Origin of the sequence: Arthrobacter sp. B1I2 (genome assembly GCF_030816485.1) — a bacterium.
In the GTDB taxonomy this organism is placed as follows: Bacteria; Actinomycetota; Actinomycetes; order Actinomycetales; family Micrococcaceae; genus Arthrobacter.
In genome coordinates this window covers 866,681-888,139 of sequence record NZ_JAUSYC010000001.1, presented here as the reverse complement: position 1 = coordinate 888,139, position 21,459 = coordinate 866,681, and the positions used below count along the sequence as shown (strand labels likewise).

At 66.4% G+C, this 21,459-nt stretch carries 24 protein-coding genes; 12 read left to right on the top strand and 12 right to left on the bottom strand.

Going from position 1 to position 21,459, the window contains the following annotated elements; all coding sequences use genetic code 11:
- Positions 1 to 185: 185 nt before the first annotated feature.
- From QFZ57_RS04175 to QFZ57_RS04160, 4 genes are all read right to left on the bottom strand, one after another.
- Positions 186 to 1,364: an ABC transporter substrate-binding protein gene (locus QFZ57_RS04175; RefSeq protein WP_306898198.1), complete on the bottom strand. Its 1,179-nt coding sequence runs from the start codon at positions 1,362 to 1,364 to the stop codon at positions 186 to 188.
- 236 nt (positions 1,365 to 1,600) lie between these two features.
- On the bottom strand, positions 1,601 to 2,692 hold the full coding sequence (locus QFZ57_RS04170; RefSeq protein WP_306901529.1) for an SDR family oxidoreductase: 1,092 nt from the start codon (positions 2,690 to 2,692) through the stop codon (positions 1,601 to 1,603).
- A gap of 139 nt (positions 2,693 to 2,831) precedes the next feature.
- The gene (locus QFZ57_RS04165) at positions 2,832 to 4,130 is read right to left on the bottom strand and encodes a Y-family DNA polymerase (protein WP_306898196.1); all 1,299 of its coding nucleotides are present in this window, start codon (positions 4,128 to 4,130) and stop codon (positions 2,832 to 2,834) included.
- An 8-nt stretch (positions 4,131 to 4,138) separates the two neighbouring features.
- Positions 4,139 to 4,570, bottom strand: a complete 432-nt coding sequence (locus QFZ57_RS04160; RefSeq protein WP_306898195.1) for a LexA family protein — start codon at positions 4,568 to 4,570, stop codon at positions 4,139 to 4,141.
- Positions 4,571 to 4,662: 92 nt separating this feature from the next.
- On the opposite strand from QFZ57_RS04160, the gene QFZ57_RS04155 reads away from it, so the two are divergent.
- The 3 genes from QFZ57_RS04155 to QFZ57_RS04145 all read left to right on the top strand — a co-directional run bounded on the left by QFZ57_RS04155 (position 4,663) and on the right by QFZ57_RS04145 (position 6,716).
- Entirely contained in the window at positions 4,663 to 5,481 is an 819-nt protein-coding gene (locus tag QFZ57_RS04155; protein ID WP_306898194.1) for an HAD family hydrolase, read from the top strand.
- Between the two features lie 108 nt (positions 5,482 to 5,589).
- Positions 5,590 to 5,838 carry a hypothetical protein gene (locus QFZ57_RS04150; RefSeq protein WP_306898191.1) on the top strand — a complete coding sequence of 83 codons (249 nt, stop codon included), beginning with the start codon at positions 5,590 to 5,592 and terminating at the stop codon, positions 5,836 to 5,838.
- Positions 5,839 to 5,891: 53 nt separating this feature from the next.
- A complete protein-coding gene (locus QFZ57_RS04145; RefSeq protein WP_306629189.1) occupies positions 5,892 to 6,716 on the top strand; it encodes a glycerophosphodiester phosphodiesterase family protein in 825 nt (274 codons plus the stop codon).
- Here the strand turns inward: QFZ57_RS04145 and QFZ57_RS04140 are convergent.
- Entirely contained in the window at positions 6,713 to 7,162 is a 450-nt protein-coding gene (locus tag QFZ57_RS04140; protein ID WP_306898189.1) for a hypothetical protein, read from the bottom strand. The two genes, QFZ57_RS04145 and QFZ57_RS04140, sit on opposite strands and share 4 nt — an antisense overlap.
- A gap of 135 nt (positions 7,163 to 7,297) precedes the next feature.
- On the opposite strand from QFZ57_RS04140, the gene QFZ57_RS04135 reads away from it, so the two are divergent.
- The gene (locus QFZ57_RS04135; protein WP_306898187.1) at positions 7,298 to 7,534 is read left to right on the top strand and encodes a DUF6480 family protein; all 237 of its coding nucleotides are present in this window, start codon (positions 7,298 to 7,300) and stop codon (positions 7,532 to 7,534) included.
- 70 nt (positions 7,535 to 7,604) lie between these two features.
- Here QFZ57_RS04135 and QFZ57_RS04130 read toward each other — a convergent pair whose 3' ends face one another.
- From QFZ57_RS04130 to QFZ57_RS04120, 3 genes are all read right to left on the bottom strand, one after another.
- A complete protein-coding gene (locus QFZ57_RS04130) occupies positions 7,605 to 8,669 on the bottom strand; it encodes an EAL domain-containing protein (protein WP_306898185.1) in 1,065 nt (354 codons plus the stop codon).
- Positions 8,670 to 8,838: 169 nt separating this feature from the next.
- Complete coding sequence (locus QFZ57_RS04125; RefSeq protein WP_306629185.1) at positions 8,839 to 10,386, bottom strand: putative bifunctional diguanylate cyclase/phosphodiesterase; 1,548 nt, start codon at positions 10,384 to 10,386, stop codon at positions 8,839 to 8,841.
- Positions 10,387 to 10,405: 19 nt separating this feature from the next.
- A complete protein-coding gene (locus QFZ57_RS04120; protein WP_306629184.1) occupies positions 10,406 to 12,079 on the bottom strand; it encodes an ATP-binding protein in 1,674 nt (557 codons plus the stop codon).
- 184 nt (positions 12,080 to 12,263) lie between these two features.
- On the opposite strand from QFZ57_RS04120, the gene QFZ57_RS04115 reads away from it, so the two are divergent.
- The 5 genes from QFZ57_RS04115 (at position 12,264) to QFZ57_RS04095 (ending at position 16,279) form a co-directional block, all read left to right on the top strand.
- On the top strand, positions 12,264 to 13,040 hold the full coding sequence (locus QFZ57_RS04115; RefSeq protein ID WP_306632422.1) for a class I SAM-dependent methyltransferase: 777 nt from the start codon (positions 12,264 to 12,266) through the stop codon (positions 13,038 to 13,040).
- A gap of 155 nt (positions 13,041 to 13,195) precedes the next feature.
- Complete coding sequence (locus QFZ57_RS04110) at positions 13,196 to 13,645, top strand: hypothetical protein (protein WP_306898182.1); 450 nt, start codon at positions 13,196 to 13,198, stop codon at positions 13,643 to 13,645.
- Between the two features lie 90 nt (positions 13,646 to 13,735).
- Positions 13,736 to 14,182 carry a hypothetical protein gene (locus QFZ57_RS04105; RefSeq protein WP_306898180.1) on the top strand — a complete coding sequence of 149 codons (447 nt, stop codon included), beginning with the start codon at positions 13,736 to 13,738 and terminating at the stop codon, positions 14,180 to 14,182.
- A 53-nt stretch (positions 14,183 to 14,235) separates the two neighbouring features.
- Positions 14,236 to 15,045 carry an SDR family oxidoreductase gene (locus QFZ57_RS04100; protein ID WP_306898178.1) on the top strand — a complete coding sequence of 270 codons (810 nt, stop codon included), beginning with the start codon at positions 14,236 to 14,238 and terminating at the stop codon, positions 15,043 to 15,045.
- A gap of 109 nt (positions 15,046 to 15,154) precedes the next feature.
- Positions 15,155 to 16,279: a glycerate kinase gene (locus tag QFZ57_RS04095; RefSeq protein ID WP_306898176.1), complete on the top strand. Its 1,125-nt coding sequence runs from the start codon at positions 15,155 to 15,157 to the stop codon at positions 16,277 to 16,279.
- A gap of 5 nt (positions 16,280 to 16,284) precedes the next feature.
- Here the strand turns inward: QFZ57_RS04095 and QFZ57_RS04090 are convergent, their stop codons facing one another.
- The 3 genes from QFZ57_RS04090 to QFZ57_RS04080 are packed head-to-tail and all read right to left on the bottom strand — an operon-like array spanning position 16,285 to position 17,906.
- Positions 16,285 to 16,674, bottom strand: coding sequence for a LuxR family transcriptional regulator (locus tag QFZ57_RS04090; protein WP_306898174.1), 390 nt, complete (start codon positions 16,672 to 16,674; stop codon positions 16,285 to 16,287).
- 44 nt (positions 16,675 to 16,718) lie between these two features.
- Positions 16,719 to 17,381: a DUF6766 family protein gene (locus QFZ57_RS04085; RefSeq protein WP_306629178.1), complete on the bottom strand. Its 663-nt coding sequence runs from the start codon at positions 17,379 to 17,381 to the stop codon at positions 16,719 to 16,721.
- 3 nt (positions 17,382 to 17,384) lie between these two features.
- The gene (locus QFZ57_RS04080) at positions 17,385 to 17,906 is read right to left on the bottom strand and encodes a DUF6328 family protein (protein ID WP_306629177.1); all 522 of its coding nucleotides are present in this window, start codon (positions 17,904 to 17,906) and stop codon (positions 17,385 to 17,387) included.
- A gap of 221 nt (positions 17,907 to 18,127) precedes the next feature.
- Between QFZ57_RS04080 and QFZ57_RS04075 the strand changes: the two genes are divergently transcribed.
- The 3 genes from QFZ57_RS04075 (at position 18,128) to QFZ57_RS04065 (ending at position 20,546) form a co-directional block, all read left to right on the top strand.
- Positions 18,128 to 19,027, top strand: coding sequence for an SDR family oxidoreductase (locus QFZ57_RS04075; RefSeq protein ID WP_306629176.1), 900 nt, complete (start codon positions 18,128 to 18,130; stop codon positions 19,025 to 19,027).
- A 78-nt stretch (positions 19,028 to 19,105) separates the two neighbouring features.
- The gene (locus QFZ57_RS04070; protein ID WP_306898170.1) at positions 19,106 to 19,468 is read left to right on the top strand and encodes a hypothetical protein; all 363 of its coding nucleotides are present in this window, start codon (positions 19,106 to 19,108) and stop codon (positions 19,466 to 19,468) included.
- A 208-nt stretch (positions 19,469 to 19,676) separates the two neighbouring features.
- The gene (locus QFZ57_RS04065; protein WP_306898168.1) at positions 19,677 to 20,546 is read left to right on the top strand and encodes a glycosyltransferase; all 870 of its coding nucleotides are present in this window, start codon (positions 19,677 to 19,679) and stop codon (positions 20,544 to 20,546) included.
- Between the two features lie 7 nt (positions 20,547 to 20,553).
- Here QFZ57_RS04065 and QFZ57_RS04060 read toward each other — a convergent pair whose 3' ends face one another.
- Positions 20,554 to 21,450 (bottom strand): TolB family protein, encoded by an 897-nt coding sequence (locus QFZ57_RS04060; RefSeq protein ID WP_306898166.1) that lies wholly within the window; start codon positions 21,448 to 21,450, stop codon positions 20,554 to 20,556.
- Positions 21,451 to 21,459: the final 9 nt, after the last annotated feature.

Below are 21,459 nucleotides of genomic sequence, written 5' to 3'. Positions count from 1 at the left end.
GGTGCAGGTCCTGTAACCACTGTGGGGCACTTCATATATCTGGGGAAGGCGAGTTTTTCGATATCAACTATCCGCCCGGCTGATACTTAGGGCGCCGAGTGTAAAAGGGCTTCATCGATTGCTCCGCACATGTCGTTCTCGCCGCTCAAAACGACAAGTGCGGAGCAATCGATGGGGCTAGTGGGCTACTCCTTGCCCAGCCCGGCCGCCGAGGTCTTCTCGCCGGAGACGCTATTGAGCGCCCGCAGGTCGAAGATGCCGTTGATGTCGGCCTGCTTGGTGGTGCCGGCGGTCACGCCGTCGGCCAGGAGTTTCTGGTAGGTTCCGGCCAGCGGGTCCACGGTGAACACGATGTTTTTCAGGGACCGGTCGATCACGTCGGCTTTGAGCTCCGCGCCGGCGGCTTCCTTCAGGGCGGCGTTGATGGTGGTGGCCTTTTCACCGGCCGGCGCCGCGTTCAGCCACTCAACCGACTTCACGTGGCCCTTCAGGAGTGCCTTGACGGTGTCCGGGTGGTCGGCAGCGAACTTCTGGTTGACGATCAGAATGGTGGTGGGAAACTCGCCCGGCTTGCCGGACAGCGAGCCGTCCCACAGGTCCTTTTCGTCCACCAGCACCTTCGCGCCGGCGGTCAGCACCAGGCGTGAGGCCCACGGCTCTGGCAACCACGCGCCGTCGAGCTTCCCGTCCTGGAACAGCTTGAGGGTCTGTGCATTTTCAGTGGGGTTGATGGCGACGTCACCGCTGCCGTCCACGTTGGTCTTGTAGCCCTGCGAAGCGAGCCAGGCGCGGAGAGCCACGTCCTGCGTGCCGCCGAGCTGCGGCGAAGCGAGGGTCTTGCCCTTCAGGTCTGCAGCGGAGTTGATCTCCGGCTTGACCACCAGCTGCGCGCCGCCGGCAGCAGCGCCGGCGATGATGTTCACTGATTCTCCCTGGCTCTTAACAAAGGAGTTGATGGCCGGGTTCGGCCCGATGTACGTGGCATCGATGGCGCCCGCGTTCAGCGCTTCGATGGCTGCCGGCCCGGCGTTGAACACCTGCGTGCTGAGCTTGGTGCTGCCGAGTTCACCGGCGATGAAGCCCTTGCTGACCCCCACCAAGGCAGGGGCGTGGGTGACGTTGCCGAAGTAGCCGAGCTTCAGCTCGGCGGCAGGGTTCCCTGCGGGGGCCACCTCTGCTGCCGGTGCTGTGCTGCCGCTGTTGACGGCGGAGGCGACGGCGGCACCCCCGCCGACGAGGGCCAGTAGGGCTGCCGCGATGCCGATCTTCAGGCCAAGCGGGCGGCTGGGCTTTGCTGATTGGCCGGCGACGATGCGGGTGGAGCCTTGCTGGTTCTGCGGACGCTTGTCCTGCGGGTTTGCCATGGGGAATCCTTTGCTGGGGCGGATGCTGAGACGAGATTACGGAGCGCCCAGCGGCCCCACAATCATTCGTGTCGTACTGGTTCACGCGACGACGCGAACGCTCAACGCGGCGTAGCGCGGCGTCAAGAATCGTCGCGCAACGTCTTTTGCACATCCCACCAGGGTGCTGCGCCGCGGCACGGCACCCGGCCAAAACCCGGTCCAGCACCCGGCCGGCAAAGGTAAACGGGGGACGGTCAGGGGATGATTTTCTCGTCACGGTAGCGGTCGAACAGCCGCAGGAAAGACGCGTCCGTGCGGCGGTAGCCGGTGAAGCCCCGGTCCCGGCTCTTGCCCATGTCGGCCAGAACCTCCACGTTCCGGCCCAGATCGGCGTCCGTATGCCACCAGGACGCAAGCCGGCTCACATCAGGTTCAACCAGTCCGTGCCGGTCGGCCAGGGCCTTCCAGCTCTGCGCGGCGCCCTGCATCTGCTCCTCCAGCGGGCGCGCCGCCCCCTGGAAACCCTCCGGTTCAACCCCGAAGTATGCGGCGATCCGCGGCCACATGCCCCGCCAGCGGAACACATCTCCGTTGACCACGTTGTACGCCTCGTTCCGTGCCCCGTCCGTGGTTGCTGCCCACACCATATGCTCAGCCAAAAGCCCGCCATCCGTCATATCCGTAAGCCCGTTCCACTGGGTTTCCGAGCCCGGGAACACGAACGGGCGGTCCTCCTCCCGGCATAGGGAGGCCTGGACGGCCAGGGTCAGTCCCATGTTCATGGCGTTGCCCACGGCATGGCCAACAACGGTGTGGGAGCGGTGCACCGACCAGCCGAATCCCTGGCGTTCAGCTGCCGCCCACAGCTCGTCTTCCTGGGCGTAATAGAAATTCGGCACCGGAAGTCGCGGCTCCTCTTCCCTGAAAGGAGTGTCCGGCATCGGGCCCGAACCATACGCCTCGAAGGGGCCCAGATAATGCTTCAGTCCGGTCATCAGGGCCACATGCTCCACCGGGGCGTGCCCCAGCGCGGCCAGCAGGTTGCGCAACATCGCCGCGTTCACATCGATGTTTTCCTGCTCGGTGGCCTGCCGCGCCCACGCGGTGAAGAACACGTGCGTGGGCTGTTCGGGGTGCAGGGCCGCCGAAAGATTCTCCGGGGAGGACAGGTCTGCAGCAATGTGCCTTGCTGTCTGGCCTGGCACGGGCCGGCGGGACAGGGCGAGGATATCCCAGCCGCCTTGCTGCTGGAGGTGTTCGACGATCGCGGAGCCGGCAATGCCGCTGGCCCCCACCACCAATGCCGTCTTCTTCTGATTCGGGCCGGTGTTGTTAAACGACGTCACCGTGAGTCCTTCCGCTTTGGGGGCTGGCACCGGACGTGCCTTTTCGAGCCTATCCCGTCCGGCTGGCCCGGGACGCGGCAAGCGGACCGGGCCCTGCGGCAAAGTGACCACCGAATGCGGCGGCAGGCTCCAGCCGGCGTTACGCGGCCCTGACCAGGGGGAGCTCATCCCAGTGCGTGGTGTAGCGGGGCGAGCGCATCTCCCGCTTCATGGTCCAGTCCAGGCCGGACTTAATGCCGGCGTACCCCAACCCGATGGAGCCCCGCCCAAACCGGCGGCTTACGTCCTCAAGCAGGGGCCCGATGCCGCGTTCTTCATGCGGGTTTTCGAACGGCTCCAGCGGGGGTTGGTTTCCCGTGGGCCGCAAGTCGGTGAGCATGAGGCCCGCCTTGGCGTACTTGAGTCCGTCCCGAATGCTGGGCAGCAATGCGTGCGCGGCTTTGGTGAGGAGCAGCGGATCCGCCGTGGGCATGGGCAGGGAAACGCATATCGACGGATAGGCCTGTTCGTGACCCCTGAAGGGGGACGTGGCAGCGAATGCCGTCAGGACCTTCGCCTGCAGTCCGTGCTTGGAGAGCCTGGCGCTCGCCTGCTGGCCGTAGATACTGAACACCTCGCGGAGGCCGCCGGCGGTGGTCACCGGGGTGGCGAAGGAGCGGGAAAAGATCAGCTGGTCGCGTCCGATGCGCTCCTCCTCCATGGGAATGCAGGGGATGCCGCGCAGTTCCAGGACGGTGCGCATCAGCACCACCGAGAACTTGTCCCGGATCATTACCGGATCCGCCCGGACCAGGTCCAGGACGGTGAAGATCCCCAAAACGTTGAGCCGCTTCATCAGCCGCCCGGCAATGCCCCAGACCTCGTCCACCGGCAACCGGCCCATCAGTGCCTCCCGCACGCCGGCCGGGACCGACTCCCACAGGCAGACTCCACTGAAAGCGGCATTGTTCTTGGCCCACTTGTTGCAGAGCTTTGCCAGGGTCTTGGTGGGGGCGATGCCCACGCAGACCGGCACCCCCACGTGCCGCCGGACTGCGTCCTTCATTGCACGGCCCACGGCCAGCAGCTCTTCCGGTCCGCCCTTCACGCCCAGGAACGCTTCGTCAATGCTGTAAACCTCCAGCCAGGCCGAGTACCTGCCCAGCAGTTCCATCACGCGCGCGCTGATGTCCCCGTAGAGCTCATAGTTGCTGGACTTCGCCACCAGCCCCCACTCTTTTGCCCGCGGCGCGAGCTTGAACCAGGGCTCCCCAGTGGAGATGCCCAGTGCCTTCGCCTCGGGGGAGCGGGTCACCGCGCAGCCGTCATTGTTGGACAGCACCACCAGCGGCCGGCCCTCCAGGGAGGGATCGAAAGCGCGCTCAGCGGAGGCGTAGAAGCAGTTGACGTCCACATGGGCAATCTGCGTCATCCGCCGCATGGCAACAGGCTTAGGCATGGCGCTCCTCAAACATGGTGCAGGCACCTGGTGGCAACACCCCAGATGGTCAGCTCGGACAGGGCAGGGACGCGGATGTCCGGATACTTTGGGTTCTCCGCCTGCAGCACCACGCCGGTCCGGGTGATGCGCAGGCGCTTCACCGTCAGTTCCCCGTCCAGCACGGCGATCACCACGGACCCGTCCTTCGGCTCCAGTGCCCGGTTCACGATCAGTTCGTCACCGTCGCTGATGCCCGCGCCCTCCATGGAGTCTCCGGTGACCCGGACCACGAAAGTGCTGGTGATGTCCTTGATCAGGTGCGCGTTCAAGTCGATCCGGCCGTCGAAGTAGTCCTGCGCCGGGGACGGAAATCCTGCCGCAACCGCCACAGGGGAGACCAGCACCGAGAATAAGGAGGCGCCCGCATCTATCACGCGGGGACCGATAATAACGCCCACAACACACCTTTATTCGAATATATGTTCGATAAGCTCAGTGTAGCCCCGGAGGCTGACAACGGGCATTCCCTCCGCCCACGTAGACTTGCAGGATGCGGCTGGTAGCAAGCGACATCGACGGAACAATCCTTGGGCACGACGGAAAAATCAGCCCCCGCACCATCCGCGCCTTCCACGCCTGCCGGGATGCCGGCGTCGAACTGGTCTTCGTCACCGGCCGCCCGCCGCGGTGGCTGCACCCCCTCGAGGAGCAGCTCGGCCACACCGGACGCGTGATCTGCTCGAACGGTGCCGTGGTGTGGGACCTTGAAGCGGACCGCCTGGTCTCCGCCCGCGCCCTGGCCATCGACACCGTCCTGGAAGCCCGCCGCATCATCAAGGAGCTCCGTCCGGCCGCCCTGTTCGCCGCCGAAACGCTCACCGGCTTCCACCTGGAACCGGGCTTCATCGAAAACGAATCCAGCGAACTGCTCGCCGAGTTCACCCCGGCGCCGCTGAAGGACACCCTCACCAACGACGATTCCGTGGTCAAATTCCTCGCCATCGTCCGCCACGGCACACCCGACGATTTCCTCGCCGAGGTGGCGCCCGCCGTCGAACACCTGGCCGCGACCACCCACTCCTCGCCCGGCGTCGCCATGCTTGAACTCTCCCTGCCCGGCGTCAACAAGGCCGTCACGCTGGCTGAATATGCCGCGGCGCTGGGCATCGACGCCGCGGATGTGGTGGCCTTCGGTGACATGCCCAACGACATCGAGATGCTCCGTTGGGCCGGCCACGGCTATGCCATGGCCAGCGGCCACCCGGAGGCCATCCGGGCGGCGGGGCAGCAGGCGCCGCATTTTGACGACGACGGCGTGGCCCAGGTTTTGGAGGCCAGGCTCGCTTCCCTGGGCGTCCAGTTTTCCTGATTCCCGCCCCCCAAACTCCCAGCTGGCGCCCACCTGGCGTTTACCTTTCCGCCGTAGCGTCAAACCTGGAAAGCAGGCACCTCTTCCGCCGGCTCTTAGGGGGCAACCATGGCAAAGCACGTCAAGCAGCACCTGGCCGATGCGCCGCTGCGCAAAGCAATGCCGGCTCCGCACTGGAAGCAGCTGCGGCAGGGCGACCGCGTCCGGGTCCTGTTCTCGCCCGGCTTTGAGGCAAGTGGCGTGGTGGACACCATCACCGGAGACCACACTGCGGTTTGGGTCCATCTCGACGGCGGCCGCGGCCGCACCCTGCTGCACTGTGGCGACGGCGTGGACATCCTTCCCTGTGCCGGCTGACCGCGACGACTGATTGCGGCGGCCGTCGCCAGCTGCTCCGGTACGCTCGCTGTGTGACCCTGCCCTTTTTTGAGCACCCGGACGACGACGGGCTGCAGCTTCCCATCGCCATGGCCCACCGCGGGTTCTCGGCTGAGGGGCTGGAAAACTCCATGGCCGCGTTCCGCGCCGCCGTCGAGCTCGGCTTCCGGTACCTTGAAACGGACGTACACACCACGGCCGACGGGGTGCTGCTGCTCTTCCATGATCAAACCCTGGACCGGGTGACCGACGGCAGGGGCCGGGTGGCCGACCTGCCAGCCACGGACGTGGCGAAGGCCCGGATCAACGGCCGCGAGCCCATCCCCACGTTCGACGAGCTGGTGACCCGGCTTCCCGGAGTCCGGCTGAACCTCGACGTCAAGGACTGGAGCTCGGTCCACAGCACGGCGGCCGCCATCGAGCGGCACCAGGTGCACCAGCAGGTGCTGGTCACCAGTTTTTCCGACCGCCGACGGCGGGCGGTGCTGAAGCTGCTCAGCCGGCCGGTTGCCTCCTCCGCCGGGGTGGCCTCAAGTGCGCTCTTCACCCTGCTGGGCCCCGTGCTTCCGCGCCCGGTGTTCCGCCGGCTTATGCGCCGTGTGCTCCGCGACGTGCATGCGCTGCAGGTCCCCGTCCGCTACGGGCGGGTTCCTGTTGTCACCCCGGGATTCATCGGGCGCGCCCACGACCTTGGCCTGGTGGTTCACGTCTGGACCATCAATGATGCCGACGAGATGCACGGCCTCCTCCAGCAGGGCGTGGACGGCATCGTCACGGACCGGGCGGACCTGCTCCGCGACGTGCTCATTGAGCGTGGCGAATGGCCGGAGGGCCACCCGCCCAGGCCGGGTTCCTAGCCCCGTCCCGTGCTGGTTGACGGGTCCTCGTCGCCCTCGGAGGGATCTGCCCGCAACTCATCAGGATTGCTGTCAGGAAGTCCGCCGGACCCCGCCACGCTGCCTCCGGCTGACCCTGCACCGCCGGTGGGCGCCGTGGCGTCGCCGGCCAGGCCGACGTCGTCCGTCCTGTCGCTGTGTGCCGTGTCATTCCCCGTCTCGTCGATGTCCCCGCCCAGCGGACTGTTGGACACCGGCGCGGGAGCAGCGCCGGTCTTGAGGCCGGGCGCCTTCTGCTTCTCGGCCTCCATCGCGTTTGAACCTTCGCTGAGGGAGGAGTGGACTTCCACGTCGTCATTGGGGTCCGCGGGATCGGGCACATCCATCTTCTCTGTCGGCTTGGATGTTCCGGCCAGGTCCTCCATTGCGTTTTCTGCTGCCTTGCCGATGCTGTCGCCGATTCCCATCTGACTGCTCCTTCCGACATTGGGTGCCGGCGCCCCAGCGGCGTTCCGGCCCTACTCCTCCAGAATTATCAGCATGCTTACAATTAGTCCAGTGCTGGGGAATCGGCCCGCAGCCGGAGACGAAGGAAAAGCAGCATGAGCACTTACCATCCGGAAAACGACCCCGCGAATCCTGACCGTCCGGGTAAGGACGACGTTGGCGCTGCCCAACCCCACCTGGCGGAGCAGCGGAGCAGGGAGTCCGCCGGTTCCGCGAACCCCGACCCGGCGGAGGACAATGTCACCGGCCTGGAGCCGGGCGGGGGAGTGCCTCCCGGAGAGACGCCGCCGGCTGAGGACCAGATGAGCCGGGACCAGGGCCACTCCGAATAGGGCTTAATGCCGGCGGGGCGGCAGGCACATATCGCCTAACGCCCCGCCGGTCTGCCTTCAGTTTTCAGGGTCAGGATGACTCTTTGCCCTGGCGAAGCACCCCGGGCTCGGCCGGGCCCGCCAGGTGGCGCTCCAGGCCGTCCACGTCCAGGCGCGTGTTCCAGTTGGCCCAGTCCCTGGGCCGCACGGACGGCCGTCCCAGCAGGTAACCCTGGCCGGCGCTGATGCCAAGCTCGGTCAGGACCTTGAGTTCGCCCACCGTTTCGATGCCCTCAGCCACCATGGTGATGCCGGTCTGATCGGTGAAGTCCACCAGGCAGGCGGCCAGCGCGCGCTGGAGGCCGTCCTTGTCGACGTCGCCGATCACGTTGCGGCCCACCTTCAGGAAATCGGGACGCAGGTGAAGCATACGGCTGAGTGCGCCGGCACCGGTGTGGGTATCGTCGACGGCGATCCGCAGGCCTTTTTCCCGCAGCGGATTAATCGCGGAAATTAACTGCAGATATTCCTCTTCCGGAATGTCCTCGGTCAATTCGAGCACCACGCGGTCGACAGGGAGTTCAATGCGGTCGAAGAGTTCCGGCAGCCGCGGGTCCAGGCAGGACGTGGGCGAAATGTTCAGGGACACATAAAGGTTTTCCGGCAGGCTGGAGGCTGCCGCGGCTGCGGATCCCAAAGCCGAGAATTCAAGATTGGCGCCAAGGCCCACGGCTGCCGCCTCGGCAAACCACAGCTCCGCGGCTGCGCCGTCGTCGCTGACGAAGCGGGAGAGGGCTTCCGCCCCCACCACGTTCTTGCCTTCCAATCCGTAGATGGGCTGGAAGGCGGTCATCAGCATCTGGTTTTCAAGCAGCGCGCTGATCCTCGAGGTGCTGCGGATGGCGTCCAGCTGCTCGGCGAACTGCGGCGGCAGCACGGGCGGGGTGAGACGCATTTCCCGGGCCGTTTCCAGCTTTTCCCCCGTGTTGGCGTCGCTGCCCCGGGTCTCGAGGAGATATTCCAGCAAAGCGCGCTCGGGCACGCCGGGATTCTCGTCGAGGCTGTTGCTCAGCCGTTGCCGGACGGCGGCTCCCGCAGGATCCGTATCCGCCAGCACGGCGGCAATGATTCCCCATGCCTGTACACGAACCGACATTAGCAACGCCCCCAGTTGACGAAGTAATGACCCCATGGCCCATTAATGTTCAAATTTCCAGTGCCTTATAAAAGTACGATGCTGTGAGACCTGATTTCCGTGGCGGCGAAAAACCAGACACCGCACGCTGATCGTATAACGGCGGCCACAAAAGCGCAGTAGTTTTGCGCTATTGGTTAGCGCTTTCCTGCTGGTCAGCCAGCAGTTCCGGAATCAGGTCAGGCGGGACGGGCCGGCTGAAGTAGTAGCCCTGGGCGCTGCGGCAGCCCAGCCCGCGCAGGATCTCCGCCTGCTCTGCCGTCTCAACGCCCTCCCACACGGCTTCCAGGCCGCACGCCCGCACCAGCTGCAGCACCGCGGCCACCAGGGCTGGCTGGCTTGGGTCGGTCCCCAGCCCGGTAACCAGCGACCTGTCCACCTTGACCCGGTCCACGGGAAGCCGGCGGAGGTAGCTGATGGAGGAGTAGCCCGTGCCAAAATCATCAATTTCGATGCCCACGCCCAGGCCGCGGAGTCCGCCCAGCGAATACCGGTCCAGCTCATTGCCTTTGACGATGGCTACTTCCGTCAATTCCAGGACAACCTGTGCGGGTTTGACCCCGTTCTCCTGGAGCACGTTCCGCACGTCCTCGATGAACTGCAGGCTTTGCAGGTCTGTGGCGGAAATGTTGATGCGCACGGAGAACGTCTCGTCCACCAGGCATGCATCGATCCAGGCCCGCAGCTGCCGTACGGCTGTGCTGAGCACCCACAGGCCCAGTTCCGAGATCAGCCCCGCCTCCTCGGCAAGGGGAATGAATTCGTCTGGCATGATGAAGCCGCGGCTGGGATGGTTCCAGCGGACCAGCGCCTCCACGCCTTCGATCCGTCCGGTGCCCAGCTCAACCACCGGCTGGTAATGCAGCGTCAGCGCGTCATCCTTGATTGCGTCCCGCAGGTCATCCACCAGCTGGCTGCGGAGGCGCCGCATCAGCAGCAGGGCCGGCTCGAACCGGTGCAGCTTGTTCTGCCCTTCGGCCTTGGAGGCATACATGGCCACGTCGGCCTCCATCAGCATGTCCTCCGGGCTCTGGCCTTCGCTGCCCACGCTGAGCCCTAAGCTGGCGCCGCAACGGACGCTGCGGCCCGGGAGTTCGATGGGCTCGGTGAGCGCAGCCAGGATGCGGTGGGCCACAATGGCAGCCTGCTCAGCCGAAGCCGACGGCATGACGATCGCGAATTCGTCACCGCCCAGCCGGGCTACGACGTCGGACACGCGAACGGCGGTCCGGAGCCTTTCGCCCACGGTCACCAGGACCTTGTCACCCGCCGTGTGCCCCAAGCTGTCATTAATGGACTTGAACGCGTCCAGGTCCATCAGCAGGATGGCGGGGCCGTCCTCCGCCGGTTGGCCCTCCGCGCCGCGGGCTTCCAGTGCGGTGCGAAGGGCATCGATCAGGGCCGACCGGTTGGCCAGGCCCGTCAGCGGGTCCTGCATGGCCATCTTCTGCATCTCGAGGTGTGCCTCGTGCAGCAGCTGCGTCCGGACCTGGACCCGCTGCTCAAGCTCTTCGTAGATAATCTGCAGGTCCTCGGCCAACAGATTGGTGCCCATGATGATGGCGTCGAGTTCATCCCGGGCAGGTGAAACCTCGATCCGGGAGCTGAGGTCGCCGGACGCAAGCCGGACAATGCCTTCCAGCAACTGGGAGAGTCTGGGATCGTCGTCGGCAAACATGGCAGTCCTCCTTCGACGCCTAGTTGGCCTGGGCGTGGTCGGTGCCGAGGGGAAGGCTGACGGTGACGGTGGTCCCCGCGCCCAGGGTGGAGGCGACGTCGATCCGGCCGCCGTGGCGGTCCACGATGTCCTTGGAAATGGCAAGGCCCAGCCCTGTTCCCGGGATTGCGCCGTTCATGGCGTTGGAGGCCCGGTAGAACCTGGTGAACACGTGGTTGATTTCGTCGCTTGAAATGCCGATGCCGGTATCGGCGATACGCACGGTGGCCCACTGGGAGCCGTCAGCCGCGGCGTGGGATTCGCTTCCCACCTCGATCCGTCCGCCGCTGGGCGTGAACTTGATGGCGTTGGAAACGAGGTTGGTGAAGACCTGCTGCAGCTGCACCTCATCGGCGAGGATTTCCGGATCCTCCGGAACCGGGCCGACGTCGATGGTGACGTTTTGCAGCGTGGCCAGCGGGCGGAGCGCCGCGGCCACCAGGTCCAGGGTCTGTCCCAGCCGTACGGGTGCCAGCTGCATCGCCATGTTATCCAGTCCACCGCGCGAGACGCTGAGCATGTCCTCGATGAGCGTGCGCAGCCGTCCGGTGTTGCGGACCACGATGTCCAGCATCTGGTGGACCTCCTTGGACACCGGATGCTCGGTGCTTTCCTGGATCATGTCGAGGTACGCCATGATCGAGGTCAGCGGTGTGCGGAGCTCGTGGTTCACCGTTGCCAGGAAGTCCGTCTTCGCCTTGTCGAGTTCGCGCAGCTGCTTCACCACCTGCTGCTGGCTGCTGATCAGGTGGCTTTGGATAAGGCCGTAGGCGGCGTTGCCAGCCACGTGCTGGATCAGCCCCAGTTCAGCGCTGGACCAGGTCCGGGGCCGGTCCATCATGGCGATCCAGATGATTCCCAGGGAGGAATTCCCCTCACCGATGGGTACCGCCAGTGTGGAGGCTGCTCCAGCGACGGCGGGGGCCGCTTTCGCTTCGCTGCGGGCGACGGCTTCATTTCCGTCGGCGGAGAGCGACTCCGTCCCGGCCCACAGGGCGTCCGCTGTGGCGCGGGCCTCGTCCTCGCGCGGAAGGGCGCCCGCAGGCAGCTCCGCCAGACCCCGCCTGTGCCAGCTGGCCGTGATGACGGGAACCCGGTGGTCCTCGAAGGTTGCCAGGACAACGTGGTCGGCCTTGAAGGTCCGGCCGAACCCGGAGACAACGTGGTTTGCGATCTCCTGGGGATCGTTGGTGGCGCGCACGGCGGCTGAGACCTCACGCAACTGCTCCCGGAGTCCTTCGGCTTCCTGTCGGGAGGCACGGCGCCGGGACACCTGATCAATGAGGGCCGACACGCGGTGGACCAGCTCTTTGGGTGCCGGCGGCTTGGTGATGCAGTCGTGGACGCCTGGCGGATTGGCGGCTGCTGTCTCCCCGGGGTTGTCCAGGTCCACCATGACCAGGACCGGGGCCGTGGACCGGACAGCGGACAGGACGGCGTCGGCCACGATGATGGAAGGTTCGCCGGCCTCCAGCAAGGCGGCAAGGCCGGCGGCGTCTGTGGCTTCGAGGACGGTGTACCCGGCGTCGCGCAGTGCCTTTGCGTTAAGGGCCAACCGGCCGGCGTCGGGATCGGCGACAACGGCGGTGCGGGACAGGCGCACGTCACTCGGGACAGCCGTCACGGTGCTCCCTTCCCTCCCAGTTGAGTACATTCTAGGGGGAAGCGGGCGCGGCGGGTCCACATCGTGCGGACCCTTACGTCCACCTTTGGCCAGGGCCGGGGAGGCTGTGGCACGCCGTAATGTTGCCGAAGGTCCGCCGGCGGGGCTCGAGGGACCATATATTTGAGCCGTGTCCTCAACAAAGTCGCCCCGGTACGCCTGGCAGAAGTACCTGATGATCCCCAAGCTCGTCAGGCTGTCGCGGAGCGCCCCAAAGGACCGGCACCAGGCGTGGGACCGGTACTGGGCAGGCATCAGCGCCACCGGCCCGGGCGGCGAGGTCCTGTGGGATTCGGGCAGTAACCATGAGTTCCAGGGATACCAGGACAGCCTCCTGCGTTACCTGGACCCGGCGCTTCCAGTGGTGGACACCGGCTGCGGGCACGGCAGCTTTACCCGCGCGCTCGCCGGGATCTTCCCCAGGGTCATCGGCGTGGACGTCTCCCAGCATGCAGTTGCCAGGGCGCGGGCGGAGTCCGCAGAAACCGGCAACACGGCATTTGAAGCACGCGACATGACGGCGGACGGCGCCGGTGCAGCCCTGGCAGAGTCCTTGCACCTGGACGGGGACGGCGCCAACGTCTTCATCCGCGGCGTACTGCATGTCCTCGACCAGGCCCATCAAGCGGCGCTGGTCGAAAACCTGCGGATCCTGGTGGGCCGCCGCGGCACGGTGTTCATGGCGGAAACCAACTTCCAGGGGAACCCGGTGGATTATGTGACCCACCTCGGGGCAACCACCCGCGGCATCCCGGCGCCGTTGGAACTGGCCATCCGCGGGCTTCCCATGCCCGGGCACTTCGGGCCCGAAGAGCGCGAACGTGCGTTCCCGGCGTCGGACTGGGAACTCCTTGAGGACGGCCACGTGGCCATCGAAACCAATCCCGTGACAGGGGTGCCTGGCCAGGACCGGGTGCCCGGGTATTTCGCTGTGGTCCGTCCGCGGCGATAGCCCTGGCCTTGCGGGCAAACCCCCAGCCGTCCCGCAGACTTCCCCGAATCTGCGCAGGCCATCCGCAGAGTACCTTCCATCCCCTTGACAGGGGGCGGATCCGGAGGCTCCATAGTAAGTAGACTTACTAGTTAGCCGGAGGAAAGGAGGCCGCCGTGGCAGAAGACAAAGGCACCAAGGCCGGCAAAGCGGATGAAAACAGGGACGAAGACGACCTGGGCGCAGGCCCGGAGGACGGCAGGATCCGGCACGGGCCGGACTCCTCCAAGTCCCTGAAGTACTCACAGGAAGTCACTTCAACGGACGACGAACCGGAACGCGAAGGCCGCAGCCTGGCCACCACCCACCATGAAGTCATCAGACAGTGGGCGGAGGAGCGCGACGGTGTTCCCGCCACCGTGGAAGGCACCGAACACGGCGACCATCTCGGAGTGCTGCGGATCGACTTCGGTGGCAAGGACGACAAGCTCCGCCACATCAGCTGGGACGAATGGTTTGACACCTTCGACACCCGGAAACTGAACTTTATTTACCAGGAACAGCGCAGCGACGGCACACAATCCAATTTCTTCCGGTTGGAGAATCCCAATCGGGAAGACGCCTAAGCCGCACCCGCGCCCCAGCGTTCGGCCGGCACCGGATCATCCTCCGGTGCTGATGCGCCGGCCGCCGGCGCAAGACCTACAGGAACCATCATGAGCAACCTCATTCCGTCCGGCTCACTCCGCCGGATGCTGCTGCCCCCCACCTATGGACGGCACGTCACCTCCGCCACCGAATTCACCATCCTTTCAGTAGAGGTGTGGGCCTCCGGGCTGGTGGTCAACATCCACCTTCCCTCGGATGACGCGCCCGAGCCCCGGCTGGTGCTCCAGGATCATTTCGGAACCGAATACACCCTGCAGGAATCGGCAACGGTCGCTTCCCGCAACCTGCAGGTGTTTGCCCCGTCGGTGCCGCCCGGCACCAGGAGCCTGACCGTCAGGTCGGCGGATGATGCTGATGGCCGGCTCGTGGTGACCTTCGCGGTCCCGTTGATGTCCGTGCCGGAAACCCAGCCGGACCTTGAGGCAGCAGGCCGGGGATCCTCCACCGAGGCCGATGATGAGTCCTACCAGCCCGATCTCCGCCGCCCCGCCTGACTTCGCGAGCCGCCTGGCCCATTGACCCGCCTGACCCAACGAAAGGACCCGCCATGCCGGAAACCAGCAACTTCACGCCCACCACTGCCATCGTCACCGCCTCCGACTCAGGGATCGGCAAGGCCACCGCCGTGGCGCTCGCCCGAGCCGGGATGGACATTGGCGTCACCTGGCATACGGACAAGGCGGGCGCCGAGGGAACCGCCGAAGAGATCCGCGGCCTGGGCCGAAAGGCTGTGGTCCGGCAGTTGGACACCACCGAACTCCAGGCTGCTGCGGGTGTCATCGACGAGCTTGCCGAGGAGCTGGGCGGGCTGGACGTCTTCGTGAACAATGCGGGCACTGGGGCAAGTACCAGGTTCCTGGACATGGGCATCGATGACTGGATGCAGATCCTGGATACGAACCTCAACGGCGCGTTCGTCTGCCTGCAGGCAGCGGCAAGGCGCATGGTCAAGGCCGGCAGCGGTGGCCGGCTGGTGGCGGTGTCCAGCGTGCACGAGTTCCAGCCCCGCGTCGGCTCGTCCGCGTACGACGCGTCCAAGCACGGCCTGGGCGGGCTCATGAAGACGCTGGCGTTGGAGCTGGGCCAGTATGGCATCACCGCCAATACGGTGGCCCCCGGCGAGATCGCCACGCCCATGACGGGGCAGGAGGACCAGGATCCCACGACGACGGAGCGGCCCGGGGTGCCGCTCGGCCGGCCAGGGCATGCACGGGAGATAGCGGACGTCATTGCGTTCCTCGCCTCGCCCGCGTCCAGCTACGTGACCGGTGCGGCCTGGGTGGTTGACGGCGGCATGCTCCAGATGGGTCCGCAGGCGGGATCGCACATCACCAGCAACGACTGGCGCGAGGCATAGCCGCCTCCGGCGGGGCAGCAGTTCCTGCCCGGCCGAGGCGCCAGTCATAGAGGTCCATATCCCGGATTTGGCAAGCGCTTTCCGCGCCCTTGCTGGCATGATGGAGCGCATGCGCATTCTTATCGCTCCGGACAAGTTCAAGGGGTCCCTTACCGCGGCTGAGGCCGCCGCCGCCATCGCGGAAGGCGCTTTGCGGGTATACCCGGACGCCGTTGCCACCCAGTTCCCCATTGCCGACGGCGGGGAGGGCACCCTTGAGGCAGCCGTGGCGGCAGGCTACGAAGAGCGGCTGAACGCCGTGGTGGGGCCCATCCTCGCCCCGCTCGGCGCCGCCTGGGCAATCCACAAGGCCGGCGGCGGCAAGGCCACCGCCGTGATCGAAACGGCCCAGGCCTCCGGCCTCGCTGACATGGAACCAACTCCCGCCAACGCCTTGCGCGCCCACAGCTACGGATGCGGCCAGCTCATCGCGGCCGCCCTGGACGCGGGCGCCACCGAGATTGTTCTGGGCCTGGGCGGTTCGGCCATGACCGACGGCGGCAGCGGCGCACTGCGCGCCCTGGGCCTGAAGCCCCTGGATTCCGCCGGGAACGTGGTTCCCCTGGGCGGCGGTTCGCTGGCTGACGTCGTCGCCCTGGACACGAGCGGGCTTGACCCCCGGTTGTCCACAGCCACATTCCGCATCGCCGTCGATGTCCGCAACCCGCTGTACGGGCCGTCCGGCGCCGCCCACGTTTTCGCACCCCAAAAGGGTGCTGACCAGGAGAGCGTTGAAATGCTCGACGCCGGGCTGCGCAACTGGGCCTCAATCCTGCGGGAAGCAACGGGCCGGGACGTGAACGTCCCCGGCGCCGGCGCCGCCGGCGGCTTCCCGGCGTCGTTCCTTGCCTTCACCAACGCAACGCTGGAAGGCGGCTTCGCCCTGGTGGCGGGGCTTACCGGCCTGGCCGGGCAACTTGACCAGGCGGACCTGGTGATCACCGGTGAAGGATCGATGGATTCGCAATCACTCACCGGCAAGGCGCCGATCGCGCTCGCGGATGCCGCCCGGGAACGCGGAATCCCCGTCATCGTGGTGGCCGGACGGATTTTGGTGACCCCGGAAGATCTCGCCGGGCACGGCGTGGTTGCCGCGGCGCAGCTGCTGGATGTCGCATCGGGCCCTGATGACGCCGTGGCGAACGCCGGCAAGTACCTGGCCTGGGCAACAAGCCAGGTACTTGAGGGAGCCTAGCTGTACTAGCCCACGATCGTGGTGTTGCGGCGGCGCCGGATGATCAGGATCGCAATCACCAGCAGGATCGCGACTCCAGCTATCACCCACGGGAAGTAGTTCAGGCGCGTGGACTCATTCTGGGCCGATTCACCCGTGCCGGGGTTGGCCGGGCCGGTGGACGCTGTATCCCCGGGTGACGGCGTGGGAGAAGTGCCTGCCGGCAACGCCACTCCGAAGGATCCCGAGGCCACGTGTGCCGGGACCGCCGCGGCCGGGCCGGCCTGGACGGCGGCGGCAGGTGCGGCCTGGACGGCGGCGGCAGGTGCGGCCGTGGCCGTTGCCGCGCCGGCGGGAAGGGCCGGGGCGGCCAGGAGCAGCAGGGCCAGCAGGGTGGTTCGCACGAAAGTTCTCATACAGTTTCTCCTCTTGGATGGGCTGGTTGGGTTGGATTGGGCCCTCAGGCCCCGGTCTCGTAGTGGGGTTCTGCAACGGGCTTCGATTCCGGGGACCCCTTTTCCCGGAGGTAGACCGACGCGCCCACCAGGACGGCGACGGCCAGGAACTCGCTTTGCCAGTTCTGGAAGGACTCGAACCAGAACCGGCTGGTGCCCAGGTACTGCAGGAACGTGATGGCGGGCTGGCCATGGCTCTGCTGGTCCTGGTTGTACTCATCCACGCCACCGGCGGCGTGCAGGATAAATGAGGCGAGGAACAACACGAAGAACATGATCGACAGGGAGTGCTCGTAGAACTTGAGCACCACGCCGCCGCGCCGGATCGGCCACGGCGTGGCCTTGCTGATGTTGGCTTCGCGTGGGTCTTCGTCCTGCGGTGCTTTCCTGCCCACCGGCTTGGATTCGGAAGAGCCCTTCTGGAAAAGGAACACCGTCAGGACCACATACATGGCCATCTGCAGGAATTCCGATTCCCAGTTCTCAAAGGTGGCCTCGACGAAGGCGCCGGTGCCCAGGAACTGCAGGACCGAGACCGCAGGTTCCCCGTGCGCCTGCTGATCGTCGCTGTAGGACGCGGCGCCTGAGAGGATCATGCCGGCGAAAAACGCCAGGAAGAGGCCCGCGTTGGCCAGCAGCAGTCCGTGCTCTTTTGCCCATTTACGCATGGCTTACTCCTTCTCCGATGCGGGCGGCAGGAGTCTGCCTGAAGCCCGCTTGTTCAGGTGAAGCGGCACGAACACCAGCATGACCACCATGACGCCCAGGAGCGCCCCGCCGGCGGTGATGCCGGCCGTCTGCCCGGCAGCAACGTCGAACACCAGGGCGGCCGTTCCGGCACTCAGCAGGGCGATGCCGCCAAGCGCGATCTTGGTGATGCTGTCGGCGCTGGATACCAGGGTTTCCTTGAGCCGCTTCCGGAAGAGCCGGCGGTGCACGCTGACCGGGAGGAGGATGAAGGCTGTGGTCAGGGCGGCGATCACCACGTTGGTGAGGTAGAGGCCAACCTCCCAGTCATTCAGCTTCTCGAACCGCTGCTGGAACGGCAGCGTCAACAGGAAGCCGGCCAGGATCTGGACACCGGTCTGGAGCACGCGCAGCTCCTGCAGGAGTTCCGCCCAGTTGCGGTCAAGCTGCTCCTCACGGGTTTCATTGCGTCCCGTCCGGCCCGTGTAATCCTCAACTTCGGACATCGGCCCTCCTTCTCTCCGGCAACGGCCCCGGCCTTCTTTCTGCTCATCCCGTACCCAGAAACAGGGCTGGCCGTTGCGCCCGCTACAACATTTGATAAGTTTACTGATTATTACCCGGAGTGGTGGACTTGGACCTCCGCCCGGGATAGCTTCGAAGGGCCGGAGCACGGCGGTGCTCTTCTCAACCCGACACAGGTCAACCGACACCAGGCAGGCGGACTATGAGCGACACGGACAAGCAGACAGACCAGCCGAAAGACCCGCGCGGCGGCTACCACTCGGGCCCGTTCCCGGAACAGGAACAAAAGCAGCCCGGCCTCACGGCGCCCATGGACCCAAAACCGGACCACGGCGAGCTCAGCTACGAGGGCCACGGCAAGCTCGAAGGCAAGGCAGCACTCATCACCGGCGGCGACTCCGGCATCGGCAAGGCTGCGGCCATCGCCTTCGCCCGGGAGGGGGCCGACGTCGCCATCTCCTACCTGCCCGAGGAGGAAGACGACGCGCAGGACACCGCGGAGTGGATCCGGAAGGCGGGCCGCCGCGTGCTCCTGTTTCCCGGCGACGGACGCGAGGAGGAATTCAGCACCCGCATTGTGGACGAGACCGTATCCGGGTTCGGCCGCCTCGATGTCCTGGTGCTGAACGCCGCGTACCAGAAGAACCGCGAGAGCCTTGAAACGCTTCCCACTGAGGAATTTGACCGGGTCTTCCGCACCAACCTTTACTCGCTGCTGTGGTCCGCGCGGGCGGCCGTGCCGCACCTGAAGGCCGGGGCCTCGATCATCACCACGGCCTCAATCCAGGCCTTCAACCCATCGCCCGGGCTGATCGACTACGCCATGACCAAAGCCGCGCAGGTCGCGTTCACCAAAGCCCTGGCGCAGGAACTCGGGCCCAAGGGGATCCGCGTCAACGCTGTGGCTCCCGGCCCCATCTGGACGCCCCTGATCCCTGCCACCGAGTGGCCGGACAAGCTCCCCTCCTTCGGGCAGGACACACCGCTGGAGCGCGCGGGGCAGCCGGCAGAACTTGCCGCGGCGTATGTACTGCTCGCGTCTGAAGACGGATCCTACATTTCCGGCGCAGTCCTGCCGGTCACCGGCGGAAAAGGGCTCTGAGCAGGATCGTCCCGAACAGGGGCATCCAAGCCAGCATCACCAGACCAGCAATATCGGCAACGCACAACAGGAGGAAGCATGACGCAGGAAAACCAGCAGGCTGAGCCCGAGACGGCCCCGGGCGGCTACGGCACCCCCACCGCCGAACAGGAGGCGGCCGGTACCCAGGGCGGCCAGGGCCAGCAGTCCGGCGGCACGTCTTCGGCCGGCGCGGACACCAACGAACCGCAGTCGGGCACGGGCCAGAACCCCGTCCCGCACGACATGGATCTTCCCTCCAGCGCGGCCGAGATCGATGAGTCCAATGACGATTCCCAGGGGTCGGCTCCGGTTTCCTCGGAGTCCGGCCAGGAAGCCACGGGCATTCCGGACGGCAGCGGAAACGACCTTCCAAAGGAGGAGTCGCCCAACGACGACGACGAAAGCTTCGACGCCGGATAAGCCGGCCTGATCCACCGGGCCCCCGCTGCTGCTGCCTTCCAGGCAGTGGAGGCGGGGGTCTTTGCCGTTCCAGCTGACCCGCCGGCCCACCCCCGGTGAACCCCCCATGGACCAGTGCCGCCCGGCTGGCAGGGCGAATACATCCCGTCCGGCTGGGTACAGAACAGTCGGAAGCAAATCCCCAATCCCAACGCCAGGAAGGTGGACCGTGGGCAGGAGATCTTCGGAGCAGTGGGCGCGGCAGCAGGAACAGCCGGACAAGGTAGCGGTGGATGTCCTGGTGCCCACGTGCAACCGGCCGGCCGAGCTCGCCGTCACCCTCGCAGGACTTGCCGCACAGTCCGAACCCGCGTTCGCCGTCGTGGTCAGCGACCAATCATCGGGCCGGCCCGCCTGGGAGCACCCCGCTGCCGCAGCGATGGTGCGGGTGCTTGAGGCACAGGGCCGGCCGGTCACGCTGCTCCGGCACCTGCCGCGGCGCGGACTGGCCGAACACCGCCAGTTCCTGCTGGACCGGTCCACGGCGGACCAATGCCTCTTTTTGGACGACGACGTCTGGCTGGAGCCGGGTGCCGTGGAGCGGCTGAGCCGGGCACTGGACGAGCTTCAGTGCGGCTTTGTGGGAATGGCTCCGCAGGGGCTGTCCTTCCTCAATGACCGCAGGCCGGAACAAACGGCCACCTTCCAGGCCTGGGACGGGCCGGTGGCTCCCGAACGCATCCGCCCGGACACCCCGGGATTCGAACGCTGGCCGCTGCACAGTGCCGCCAACCTGGCCCACCTCAGTGCCGAGATGTCGCTGCAGCCCGGCGAATGGCTGCCCTACCACGTGGCATGGCTGGGCGGCTGCGTGCTGTACCGCAGGGAGGCGCTGAACGACGCCGGCGGGTTCCGTTTCTGGACAGGCCTTCCGGCCGACCACGCCGGCGAGGACGTGGTGGCCCAGTGGCAGGTGATGGAACGGTACGGCGGGGCGGGCATCCTGCCCGCCGGCGCGGTCCACCTGGAGTCGCCCACGACCGTGACGGACCGGCAGGTGGAGGCGTACGACGTCGTCCTGAAGGAAGAGCCGGCGTAGGGGCAGGTCAGGCCATGCCGCTCTCGGCCGTTGCCGGGGCCATCGGGTACGCCACGTAGGCGAACCGTTCCGAATCAGGCGACCAGCTGTTGACGTTGAGGGTGCCTTGGCCGCCGAACACCTGCCAGGTGTGCAGTTCTGCGGTCCAGCCGCTTGTGGAGACGAGGACGACGTCGACCGGCAGGTCCGCGGGGTGGCCCCGGGTTCCAGCGGGAAAGCGGACGTAGCTGGCCAGGCGGCCGTCGGGGGACAGGTGCGGGAACCAGTCGACGGTTGCACTGTCCACCAGCCGCTCGAACTGGCTGCCGTCCGGTCGGACACGGGCAAGCTGGGCATGGCCGGGAGCCGTGCTGAAGGACTCCGTGTTCAGGTACAGCCAGGTTCCGTCCGGAGAAAATTCCGGCCCGTCACAGTGCCCCTGGCCCACCTCCACGCTTTTTGTCGGGCCGCCGCCCGCCGGGATGGTCCGGAGCCGGCCCGGCCGGCCGAAATCCCCCTCCGGGATGTCCACGTAGGCCAGCCTGCGGCCATCAGGACTGACTCCATGAAGGAAATGGAAGGATCCATCGTGGTCCGTGATCCGGGTGGCCTCCCCACCCGCCAGGGGTGCGCGGTAGATGTGGCCGTCATCGCCGGAGAGGAAGATGGCGGTGCCGTCCGGGTCCAGGACGTGGTCATTGTTGAGGTCAGGGGCGCCGGACAGCGGAATCTCGCTGAGGGTGCCGCTCTCCAGTTCGAACCTCCACAACCTGCCATTCCCGTTAAGGATGAGCGCCCGCCCGTCGAGGGTCCAGTTGGGTGCCTCGACCAGCATGTCCTCTGTGTGGAAGACGAGCGAAGTTTCCCCGGAGACTGACGCGGTCCGCACCTCGCAGCATTGGCCTGGTTGAAGGGTGCGGACCACGTCGGGACC